We start from the raw sequence: 10,392 nt of genomic DNA, 5'->3' as shown, positions 1-10,392 counted from the left end.
TCACCTACCTTTCTAAATCCAGTGTACTTATATTGAACGAAAAATTCAATATATATTGAAAATATAAACCCCACCTTCCTTCCACAGCTAAAGCAGTGGGCTTCCGGCGGATGTTCTCGTGAGAAAGGTAATACTTATTACTCTATTATAAAAAAGGCTAATCGACAATCCTTTTGGCAAAGCTACAAACACAAAAAGAGAGCTTCTCATAATAGAAGCTCCTAGCCTAAATAGCGATAATAAATCGTTTTTGCCTCTTGAATATCCTTTGTCCCATGAATGAGCGCGCGTCCGTCTTGAAAGACAACAAGCCGTCGCTCTCCAAGCGATACAGAGACAAGATACGGGTTGACATCTACGGGCAATCCTTGTTTGACAAATAATTCAGCCAGCTCTTGCAAGTTGTAGTTTCGAGGCGCAGCCGGGCGAATTTGTACGGAATTTCGTCCGCATAATACCGCTGTTTTTGTCTGTTGATCATAAGAAAGGTACGGATACGATGGATGAGTGCCGCAAGTAGGGCAATCTTCTTTTTTCACTTGATCAATGCGAATCGCCGTATGCTGATTTTTCCATAAATCAAACGACACAAGTTTATTGCGCAGCGCCGCCCAATCTTCAACAAGAATTTTTAATGCTTCCGTTACTTGATAGGCGACGACCATTTGCACAGCAGGGCTGATAATTCCTGCTGTATCACATGTCAAACCGCCTACTGGCACCGTTTCGAGCAGACAGTGAAAACATGGGGTCTTCCCTGGGATAAACGCGTAACTAATGCCATAGCTTCCGACACACGCGCCGTGAATCCACGGGATGCGATATTTATACGCAGCATCGTTAATAATCATACGTATATCAAAATTATCTGTCGCATCAATCAAAAGGTCGGGCTTTCGCTCTGCAATAAGCTCTTCAAGCTCTTGTGCCGTTACATCGCCGACGATGGCATCAATTGCGACATCAGAATTTACCTCTTCAAGCCGCCGCTTTGCAGCAATTGCTTTTGGAATACGTTCTTTTGCGTCCACTTCGCTATATAATTGCTGACGTTGCAAATTGCTCCATTCGACATAATCGCGGTCAACGATGGTGACTTTGCCAACGCCTGCCCGCACAAGCGCCTCTGCATTTCCTGTTCCTAACGCCCCCGCACCAATAATAAGCACATGTTTCCGCATGATCTTTTTTTGTCCTTCTGCGCCAATTGGCGCAAATAACTCTTGTCGAGAATACCGTTCAATCAAACGACACTCATTCCTTCCATTGGACTGCTTGCTGTTGCGTACCGTTTTTTTGGAATTCTGCCTGCCTCATAACCAAGACGTCCGGCTTCCACAGCAAGTTTCATCGCTTTTGCCATTTTAACCGGATCGGCTGCACCAGAAACAGCAGTGTTTAACAACACACCATCAGCACCTAGCTCCATTGCAAACGCCGCGTCCGCCGGGCTGCCAATTCCAGCATCAACAATCACCGGGACAGTTGCCTGTTCAATAATTAAGCTTAAGTTTAACGGATTGACAATGCCTTGTCCGGAACCGATCGGCGAAGCCCCCGGCATAACCGCATGACAGCCAAGCTCTTGCAGACGTTTTGCGAGCACAACATCATCAGAAGTATATGGAAGAACGATAAATCCTTCTTCCAACAATATCTCTGTTGCCTTTAACGTCTCCACTGGGTCTGGAAGCAATGTTTTCTCACAGCCGATCACTTCTACTTTTATCATATCACATAATCCCGATGCTTTGGCGAGCCGAGCGATTCGCACTGCTTCCTCCGCCGTTTTCGCCCCCGCTGTATTTGGAAGAAGTTTATATTTTGCAAGATCTAAATTTTCCAAAAAATTAGGCTGGTTTGGTTCAAAAATGTTCATGCGTCGAACAGCAAACGTTAAAATTTCCGCACCTGACACTTCCACTGCTTGCTTTTGTACTTCCAAGTCTGGATATTTTCCTGTTCCTAGCAACAATCTTGATTGAAACTCATATGGCCCGATTTTTAACATATCAACCGCCTCCTACAAAATGAACGATTTCTACTTTATCGCCATTACATAATGTTGTTGTTTCATATTGCTGTTTTGGGATAATCGTTAAATTTACTTCGACAATCGCAATTTTATTGTTTAACTGAAAATGGGCAAGCAAGTCGCTAACTGTTTTCACTTCATCTGGAACATGAATCGATTCGCCGTTAATAATGAGTTCCATCACTTCCCCACCTTTGCTTGATGTCTTGTAAGTGAAAACGGAGCAAGGTCGACCTCGCTTCCTTTTCCTTCAATGAGATCGGCTAATAATACGCCGGTGATCGGACTTAACAAAATTCCGTTTCGGTAATGACCTGTCGCGATCCATACATTCGGATAGCACGGATGCTCCCCTATGTATGGCAAGCCATCGCTCGTTTGCGGGCGGATGCCGCTCCACGCTTTTTCCCATTCCGCATTTTTCATTTCTGGAAGAAGATGATGCGCACGTTCAAGCAAATTCATGATTCCATGAATCGATACTTTTCGGTCAAATGTGTGCGGTGTCGAAGTTGCCCCTATCAATAGGCGATTTCCTCGTTTTGGAACGATATAACAACCGTTTTTCGCAAATACGGTCGCTTGAATTAACGGTTTTTCTGTTTTTCCTAACGATTTCCTCCACATTCATACCATTTTCTTCACAATTTTTGCGAGTTTCTTTGCTTCGCTGACAGGATCTTCAGCAAAAAATACTGCTGACATAACGGCAATCCCGTGCGCACCAGCTTTCAGTACTTGTTCCGCATTATTGGAATGGATGCCGCCGATCGCGATAACAGGAATATTCACGTGATTGGCGACACTTCGCAATGATTCTATTCCGCGCGGCGGCACTCCTAATTTGCTCGCCGTCGAGAAAATGTGACCGTATAAACAATAGTCAGCACCGCTTTCTTCCGCTTCCATCGCTTCCGCGATCGAATGAACCGAACAACCGATAGACAACGAAGGAAAATGATGTTTTACTTTCCGCACAGACAAACTATGGTACGCAAGCTGGACTCCTTTTACCCCGAAAACCACTGCCACATCGACGCGATCATTGACGACGATTTTTCCAGGCGGTACTCCTCGCTTGAGTAATGCTGCGAGAAACTCGGAAATTTCCCTTGCTGTTTTCATTTTTTCCCGCACATGAATCGCGTCTACATATGGATGAACGCGGGCACAAATCGCAACGAACTGGTCTAAAGACTGTTTTCCTGTTGAAATGATATGAAGTTGTCTTTCCATTCTGATCCCTTGCTTTCTACCGCACATCTTCCACCGGAATGTACGGATAATAAATCCCGGCGTAATAAGCCGCTGCCGTCACTATGATAAAAACAGCAACAAGCACAATATCATATTTGCTAAACCCGATTTCATAATAAAACGTTCGCTCTGCGCTGTTGGAAAAACGCTTTGCTTCCATCGCAACAGCGATGCGCTGGGCACGGCGGATGCTTTGTGATAAAAGCGGAATCGCATACCGCTTCATTTTTTCGAACAATCCGTTATGGACAACCCCTCGTACTTTTAACGCGTTTCTTACAGTTTGAAATTCCTCGATCATAATCGGAATTAAGCGAACGCCTGCTAAAAAGCTGTAAGCGTATTTTGGCTTTAATTTTAACTGCTGCATCAGCGAATAAAACAAACGAACCGGTCTTGTCGTTAGGGAAAACAAAAGCCCAAGGAGCGCGAACGAAAGCGCTCGAAATCCAAGATGCATTCCGCGCAAAAAGCTTTCTTCCGTCACATGGATAAGCCCCCAGCGAAACCATGTCGTCGAACCTTCACCAAACAAAATCATCGATGACGCGGTCGACACAAATACAAGAAAAAACGGCAAAAACAATAGCAGCAAAAACTTCCATGGATAGCCGGTATACAGTATAAATAACAAGAGAAGACCGAACGAAAAATTGATTAAAACATTTGGGTTGTGTACGAATAAAACAACGATAAACAACAAAATGAGCACCATAAGTTTTAAGCTCGGATTCGTATGATGCAGCCATGTTTCTCGATAATGAATGTTCCATTTCATCATCTATACCTCCCTACACGGACAGCACAGCCGCTTTGGATGGATGAGGAGAAATCCGTTCATCTTTCACCAGCTGCCCGTCTTCAATCACCCATCTTCTTGTGGCAAAATATTTGACAATGTTCTCATCATGGGTGACCATCATAATCGTTGCTCCTTGCTCGCGATACGATTCCAATAACTCAAGCAGCGCAAACGTATTTTTTGCATCTTGCCCAAACGTTGGTTCATCGAGCAGGAAAATTTGCTGTCCGCTTACGATCGATGCAGCCACACTTAAACGACGCTTTTGTCCCATGGAAAGTTGGTATGGATGCTGATTTTGCTGTTTTCGAAGGTGGAATCTCTGCAGAAATTGTTCGACCGTTTCCGTAATTTCCGCTTCTTCTCGTTTTTCTAAACGAAGCGAATAAGCAATCTCCTCTCGTACAGAATTAGTAACAAACTGAAATTCCGGATTTTGGAAGACAAATGCAATCAAACGATGAAGCTGTTTTAACTGCTTGCTGTCTTTTCCGTATAACTCATACGTCCCGTCTGTGCGAATGAGCTTCATCAGCGCGTGCAAGAGCGTACTTTTCCCAGCGCCGTTTTTGCCGGTAATGGCAATCCATTCTCCTGCGCATACGGTCGCTTCTTCCACGCGTATTTTGACATCGCGCAGGCGATAGCCTTGGAACTCGCGAAGGCGGATAATTTCCTCTTGGCGAACATTCACTCGCTGGCGTTGCCGCTTCGCTATATATTCATCCCATACACCGGGATACCAAATTCCTTGTGAAGCAATGATATCTTTGTAATCGGAAAACACCGTTTGCGCTTTATCATCAGCAATGATCTCGCCGTTATCATTAAATAAAATAATCCGATCGACAAAATCGAGTATATGATCGATTTTATGTTCGACAATGATGACCGTTTTATCATGGGCAATTTGTTTCACCGTCCGCCAAATCGCTTCCGTTCCTTCTTCATCAATCATTGCCGTTGGTTCATCCAAAAACAGTACATCTGGATCTAACGCCAATACGGAAGCAAGGGCGAGCCGTTGCTTCATTCCTCCCGATAGTGTATGAATATCGGTATGCGGCTCTACAAAAAGACCAACTGTCTCTAGCAGCTTCTCGATCCGCTCTTTCATCTCTTCGCGCGGCACACCGATATTTTCGAGCGCAAAGGCGATTTCTTCATCGACAAACGGCATGCAAAATTGCGAATCGGGATCTTGGAAGACGTAGCCCCAATTATCGGGAAGCTGCACTCGCTCTGCTTTCATCGGAATATCGATCGAATGCGGAATCAAGCCCGACAGCACTTGCAACAATGTTGATTTTCCGCATCCGGATGGACCGAGCAACAACACTTTTTCTCCTTCGTAAAACGTGATCGATAAATCTTTAAATAACAATGTATCTTTTCCAGGAAATTTCAAGCGTAGCCGTTCAACAGATGCTATCGGTTTCATCGGTTCACACGCCACCTTTTTTAACGATCAAGCGCATCGTAATCTTCTTTCGAAGCCGGGCGCAACATTTGCGTCACACCAGTTTTTTCTAACGTTTTTACTAAAGAAATGGCAAAAACACCGGCAATCACCACTGCGCCAATAAAGCGGGCAATAAGGAATAATGCCAAGTTCCAAGGAGCCAGCGATTCAATATACCCTTTATAAAAATCCATCACAAGCGAGCCAATCGTCGCACCAATCGCCCCTAACGACACGACCAATGCGTCAAACCGTTTATAACGGAACGCGGCAAACACCACTTCCGCCAAAAGTCCTTGAACGACTCCGTAAATAAGCACCTCTAGCCCCCACTCTGAGCCCATAATAAATTCTCCAGAAGAAGCAGCAATTTCCGCTAACAGCGCAACACCTGGCTTGCGGATCAGCAAATATGCCACCGATGCGGCGATAAACCACATGCCGTAAATCAATTGATCAACATGAAACCCAAATGGCTTAACAAAGTAGTAGAAAGGTCCCCAAATTTTATAAATGATCCCAAAAACGACAGAAATCACGATTGTCGTTAAAATATCAACGAGCTTCAATCCTTTAGTTGTTGACATGTTCTTTGATCTCCTTTCTTGCTGATGGCCATGTTTCTAAGCGATATGCCATCTCCCAAAATTCGTATTCATATTCACTGCTAATAAGAAAATGCTGTTCCATCCGTTTGCGATCGGATTCGGTGACTGCTTCCGCAATCGCATCCAAACGGGCGATTTGTTCTTCTACTAAGCTGCGAAACCATTCGGAGCTATATGTTCCAATCCATTTCTGATAGATTGGCTCTTTTGGCTTGCAGTCTTTTAGTCTCTCGCCAATCTCATAATAAAGCCAGTAGCACGGCAAAATCGCCGCAATCACATCACCTAAATGCCCTTCATACGCAGCCCGGTACATATGCGACGTATACGCGTATGCGGTCGGCGCCGGAATAAATGACGCTTTTTCTTCTTCCGTGATCCCAAGCAGCTCGGCAAACGTTTCATGCAAAGATAATTCCGCTTCACATGTGCTTTGGGCGTGATACGCCATGCGCGCGGTTGTCTTCAAATCTGGAGACTTCGCCGCTCCAATTGCTTGAACTCTCGCAAAATGGTGCAAATAATACTCATCTTGCATCACATAATAGCGGAAACGAGTAAGGTCTAGCGTTCCTTCCCCTAACTCTCTCACAAAAGGATGGCGAAAGCTTGCCTGCCAGATCGGATCGGCCTTTTTCCGCAATTCCATCGCAAATGACATCTTTATCTCTCCCCCTCTTTTTATAAAAAATAAACACCACTTCCTTTACGATGCGTAAAGAAAGTGGTGTTGCACACATAGTCGTCGAAAAAACACAGAAAAACCCACGACTGCGCCACTCCACTTCCCTACGCTGGTATTACCCAGATCAGGTTCTAAGGGTCTCAAAGGCACACTTTGATCTCAGCCTTTCTAAAGGCCCCCCTAGTGGATTGCGTCCAATATAAAAAATTTTCCCTTGTTTGAATTTATCATATCACGGTAAATATCATTGTCAACCCTTTTTTTACTATTCCACGATGACTGCTGTACCGTATGCCAAGATTTCCGACGTATTCGCCATAATTGCCGCTGTAGCGACTCTTACGCCGATTACCGCATTTGCTCCTTGGCGTTTCGCCTCGTTTATCATGCGTTCAATCGCAATTTTTCTCGCTTCGTCCATCATTTCGGTATACGCCTTGATTTCTCCGCCGACAATCGTTTTCAGACCAGCCATAATGTCTTTGCCGATATGTTTTGACTGTACCGTATTTCCTTGTACAAATCCGATATACTCTTTTATTTGTTTTCCTGGTACATAGTCCGTCGTTGCGATAATCATCACAATCCCTCTTTTCTTTTCATCTATGCTTATCGTTATTCTGTTTAGAAGAAAATAGTCCTGCCAAATGTCGACAAACTTGCCTGCGTTGCGTCTTTGTCCGCAATTCTGTATCATAGAAAAAGCAAACGACTATATCATAATGGAGTGGAGAACGTGGCAAACGTATTTTTAAAACGAAAGCGAAAAAAACGTCTGGAACAAGGACATCCATGGATTTTCCAAAGCGAAGTCGATTATATTGAAGGAGACTTTGAACCAGGCGATTTTGTGGACGTATATAATCATCAACGCTACTTTTTGGCAAAGGGCTATATTAACCCGAAATCGCAAATCATTGTGCGCGTTTTGACGCAAAATCCTGATGAAGAGCTAAATGAACAATTTTTTGTCGACCGAATCCGCAAAGCATGGGAGTATCGTGAGCGAATGATTCCCGGCGTTCGCTCATGCCGCGCTATTTACGGTGAAGCTGACTTTTTACCGGGGCTGATCGTCGATAAATACGAAGACGTGCTTGTCGTTCAAATTCTTTCCCTCGGGATGGAAAAACGGAAAGACTGGATTTTGCGCGGTTTGCTTGAAGTATTTAAGCCAAAAGCGATTTATTTGCGCAATGACGTGTATGTCCGCGAGCTAGAAGGGCTAGAGCAAGAAAAAGGCTTTTGGTATGGCCAGTCGGAAACGGAAGTGCTGATTGAAGAAAACGGCGTCAAATATATCGTCGACATTGAAAACGGGCAAAAGACGGGATTTTTCTTCGACCAAAGACAAAACCGAGCGGCGATTAAACCGCTCATTAACAGCGATACAACAGTGCTCGACTGTTTTACCCATACCGGCTCGTTTATGCTCAATGCGTGCTTATATGGTGCGAAACACGTCACTGCGGTCGATATTTCCGAACACGCCATTGAAACAGCAAAACGCAACGCCGCACTCAATGGCTTTACCAACGTCGATTTTGTCGTCGCCAATGCATTCGATTATTTGCGCGAAGCGGTTCGCGATGGAAAGAAATGGGGCGTTGTCATCATTGACCCGCCAGCGTTTGCGAAATCAGCTCAAGCCGTTCCGAAAGCGCTGCGCGGCTATAAAGACATTAACTTAAACGGCTTAAAGCTTGTCAAAGATGGCGGCTTTTTCGTCACAGCGAGCTGTTCGTACCATGTTCACGCTGATTTGTTCCAAGCGATGATCGAAGAAGCGGCGTTTGATGCGAAGAAAATTTTGCGGCAAGTGTACTGGAGCGGCGCCGGCTACGATCATCCAAAGCTGCTTGCTGCCGATGAAGGCGACTATTTAAAATTTGCCATTTATGAAGTGCATTCGCGCAGATAGCTAAATGGTTCCATTTTCTAAACAAAAAAACGCTTAGGACTGTCATACAGTCCTAAGCGTTTTTTTGTTTATGCAAAATATATAAGTAAAAGCTAATAGAAATCAACACGGATAGTGCGGCAGTTATATAAATGCTAGAGTAACCGAACCAATGGCCAATTTGCCCAAAAACCATCGCTCCTACTCCGACCCCTAAATCGAAAAAGGCGAAAAAGGTCGCATTTGCCATTCCTTTTCGGTTTTTTGCCGCTTTTTCCACAGACCATGCTTGCAGTGCTGGCTGCACCGTTCCAAACCCTAGCCCGTAAAGAATCGCTGCGATAAACAAAATCGCATTGCTTGGCAGCCAAGCCAACAATAACATTGCAATGAAAATCAGTGCAGCACCTGGTATAAACACCGCCTGATGGCCTTTTCTATCATACAACCGGCCGGCAAACGTTCTTGTTACCATTAACGCAAGCGCATATAGCAAGAAATACCATTGAATTCCTGAAATTCCTTTTTGTGCAGTATATAGTGGCAGAAATGAGGCAATTCCTCCAAATGTCACCGTAAGGAAAAATAGCAAAATTGAAGGCTCTAGCGCGCTTTTTTCATAAATATCCCACTTATTACGCGCTTGCGCTTGCGGCTGTCCGATTTTTTTATATGTAATATTCGAAGCAAACAATAGTGACGCCAAACCTAAAACGGCACAAATCAAAAAAAGATGGCGGAATGACAACATTCCGGCGAGCAATAACCCCATAGATGGCCCAAAAGCAAGTGCTAAATTCCCTGATAGTCCATAATACCCCATTCCTTCGCCTCTCCGGCTGGCAGGGATAATGTCCGTGGCAATCGTTCCGGAGGCAGTAGTCGAAAACCCCCACCCAATGCCTTGAATGACCCTCATCATAAACAACAAAAAAATGCTCGCAATAAAGCTGTACGATCCGACCGAAAGGACAAAGATCGCAAGCCCTAGCAAAAATACAAAACGCCGCCCCTTTGTTTCTAACGCATGCCCGGCAAACGGCCGCACCATTAATGCCGCAAATGTGAAAATCCCGACCACTAAACCGATCAACTGGTCATTGCCGCCAAGATGCTCGACAAACAGCGGAATCGTCGGCAATGTCATTTGAAATCCAAGAAAAACAAAAAAATTAGCTAAACAAATAAGTATAAAATCTTTTGTCCAAATTTTTTCCTTCGTCGCATCTATGATGTTTTGACTTTGTGGTTCCCCCACCGCAAACTCCCTCCAATCATTCATTTTAAACCGAACACTCAATACAGTTTAGTGTAACATAAATAGATAAATTTTTTATGTAAAAAGCTTATTGGAAATTTATAATGAGATAAAAAAGCTGCCCGTCTAGGCAGCTTTTAGTTCCATCCTTTGCGTTGTCGCAACGAAGCAATTTGCGCCGTATGATGCTTGCCGTGCCATGCGTGCATGGCGATTAACACATATAAAGGGACGTTCTCTTTTGTACCTTCATGATAAAAATTCCGCTGAAAATCATCGCTGCTCATCGACTCTAGCAGATGCGCCCACCGCTCGTCAACTACCCAACGGCTAAAGCCGTGGGCTTGCAGCTAGCCTAATTGGCTGCCGCGTTCGGCTGGTTGAC

The 10,392-nt window shown here is 44.5% G+C and carries 12 protein-coding genes, 1 pseudogene and 1 riboswitch; of the genes and pseudogenes, 1 reads left to right on the top strand and 12 read right to left on the bottom strand.

Annotation, left to right across the window (positions count from 1 at the left end; all coding sequences use genetic code 11):
• Positions 1–221: 221 nt before the first annotated feature.
• The 10 genes from DCC82_RS05460 to DCC82_RS05415 form a co-directional block, all read right to left on the bottom strand.
• Positions 222–1,247 carry a thiazole biosynthesis adenylyltransferase ThiF gene (locus tag DCC82_RS05460; RefSeq protein ID WP_097354168.1) on the bottom strand — a complete coding sequence of 342 codons (1,026 nt, stop codon included), beginning with the start codon at positions 1,245–1,247 and terminating at the stop codon, positions 222–224.
• Positions 1,244–2,011 (bottom strand): thiazole synthase, encoded by a 768-nt coding sequence (locus DCC82_RS05455; protein WP_062679187.1) that lies wholly within the window; start codon positions 2,009–2,011, stop codon positions 1,244–1,246. The genes DCC82_RS05460 and DCC82_RS05455 overlap by 4 nt, the downstream gene beginning before the upstream one ends.
• A gap of 1 nt (position 2,012) precedes the next feature.
• Positions 2,013–2,216, bottom strand: a complete 204-nt coding sequence (gene thiS, locus DCC82_RS05450; RefSeq protein WP_012749311.1) for a sulfur carrier protein ThiS — start codon at positions 2,214–2,216, stop codon at positions 2,013–2,015.
• The gene (locus tag DCC82_RS05445; protein ID WP_233252932.1) at positions 2,216–2,662 is read right to left on the bottom strand and encodes an FAD-dependent oxidoreductase; all 447 of its coding nucleotides are present in this window, start codon (positions 2,660–2,662) and stop codon (positions 2,216–2,218) included. The genes thiS and DCC82_RS05445 overlap by 1 nt, the downstream gene beginning before the upstream one ends.
• Positions 2,663–3,271 (bottom strand): thiazole tautomerase TenI, encoded by a 609-nt coding sequence (gene tenI, locus DCC82_RS05440; protein WP_108430273.1) that lies wholly within the window; start codon positions 3,269–3,271, stop codon positions 2,663–2,665.
• Between the two features lie 16 nt (positions 3,272–3,287).
• Positions 3,288–4,070, bottom strand: a complete 783-nt coding sequence (locus DCC82_RS05435; RefSeq protein WP_108430272.1) for an energy-coupling factor transporter transmembrane component T family protein — start codon at positions 4,068–4,070, stop codon at positions 3,288–3,290.
• A gap of 13 nt (positions 4,071–4,083) precedes the next feature.
• Positions 4,084–5,535, bottom strand: a complete 1,452-nt coding sequence (locus tag DCC82_RS05430) for an ABC transporter ATP-binding protein (protein ID WP_081188657.1) — start codon at positions 5,533–5,535, stop codon at positions 4,084–4,086.
• 20 nt (positions 5,536–5,555) lie between these two features.
• The gene (locus tag DCC82_RS05425) at positions 5,556–6,143 is read right to left on the bottom strand and encodes an ECF transporter S component (RefSeq protein WP_108430271.1); all 588 of its coding nucleotides are present in this window, start codon (positions 6,141–6,143) and stop codon (positions 5,556–5,558) included.
• A complete protein-coding gene (gene tenA, locus DCC82_RS05420; RefSeq protein ID WP_108430270.1) occupies positions 6,130–6,825 on the bottom strand; it encodes a thiaminase II in 696 nt (231 codons plus the stop codon). The genes DCC82_RS05425 and tenA overlap by 14 nt, the downstream gene beginning before the upstream one ends.
• Positions 6,826–6,933: 108 nt before the next feature.
• A riboswitch (TPP riboswitch) is annotated at positions 6,934–7,041 on the bottom strand.
• A gap of 73 nt (positions 7,042–7,114) precedes the next feature.
• Positions 7,115–7,429, bottom strand: coding sequence for a YbjQ family protein (locus tag DCC82_RS05415; RefSeq protein WP_062753956.1), 315 nt, complete (start codon positions 7,427–7,429; stop codon positions 7,115–7,117).
• Positions 7,430–7,585: 156 nt separating this feature from the next.
• Between DCC82_RS05415 and DCC82_RS05410 the strand changes: the two genes are divergently transcribed.
• Positions 7,586–8,770, top strand: a complete 1,185-nt coding sequence (locus DCC82_RS05410) for a class I SAM-dependent rRNA methyltransferase (protein WP_081188661.1) — start codon at positions 7,586–7,588, stop codon at positions 8,768–8,770.
• A 52-nt stretch (positions 8,771–8,822) separates the two neighbouring features.
• Here the strand turns inward: DCC82_RS05410 and DCC82_RS05405 are convergent, their stop codons facing one another.
• A complete protein-coding gene (locus tag DCC82_RS05405) occupies positions 8,823–10,031 on the bottom strand; it encodes an MFS transporter (RefSeq protein WP_081188662.1) in 1,209 nt (402 codons plus the stop codon).
• Positions 10,032–10,144: 113 nt separating this feature from the next.
• Positions 10,145–10,318, bottom strand: a pseudogene (locus DCC82_RS05400) (metal-dependent hydrolase); the annotation flags it as partial.
• Positions 10,319–10,392 lie beyond the last annotated feature (74 nt).

Source organism: Geobacillus sp. LYN3 (genome assembly GCF_003064505.1).
Lineage (GTDB): Bacteria > Bacillota > Bacilli > Bacillales > Anoxybacillaceae > Parageobacillus_B > Parageobacillus_B toebii.
The sequence above is the reverse complement of the archived record's forward strand: the minus strand, read 5'-3'. Positions and strand labels throughout refer to the sequence as shown.

Excerpts from the sequence above, each read along its gene's own strand:
- tenI (WP_108430273.1), bottom strand. The coding sequence starts at position 3,271 with ATGGAAAGACAACTTCATATCATTTCAACAGGAAAACAGTCTTTAGAC.
- tenA (WP_108430270.1), bottom strand. The coding sequence starts at position 6,825 with ATGTCATTTGCGATGGAATTGCGGAAAAAGGCCGATCCGATCTGGCAG.
- DCC82_RS05415 (WP_062753956.1), bottom strand. The coding sequence starts at position 7,429 with ATGATTATCGCAACGACGGACTATGTACCAGGAAAACAAATAAAAGAG.
- thiS (WP_012749311.1), bottom strand. The coding sequence starts at position 2,216 with ATGGAACTCATTATTAACGGCGAATCGATTCATGTTCCAGATGAAGTG.
- DCC82_RS05425 (WP_108430271.1), bottom strand. The coding sequence starts at position 6,143 with ATGTCAACAACTAAAGGATTGAAGCTCGTTGATATTTTAACGACAATC.
- DCC82_RS05430 (WP_081188657.1), bottom strand. The coding sequence starts at position 5,535 with ATGAAACCGATAGCATCTGTTGAACGGCTACGCTTGAAATTTCCTGGA.
- DCC82_RS05455 (WP_062679187.1), bottom strand. The coding sequence starts at position 2,011 with ATGTTAAAAATCGGGCCATATGAGTTTCAATCAAGATTGTTGCTAGGA.
- DCC82_RS05435 (WP_108430272.1), bottom strand. The coding sequence starts at position 4,070 with ATGAAATGGAACATTCATTATCGAGAAACATGGCTGCATCATACGAAT.
- DCC82_RS05405 (WP_081188662.1), bottom strand. The coding sequence starts at position 10,031 with ATGAATGATTGGAGGGAGTTTGCGGTGGGGGAACCACAAAGTCAAAAC.
- DCC82_RS05445 (WP_233252932.1), bottom strand. The coding sequence starts at position 2,662 with ATGTGGAGGAAATCGTTAGGAAAAACAGAAAAACCGTTAATTCAAGCG.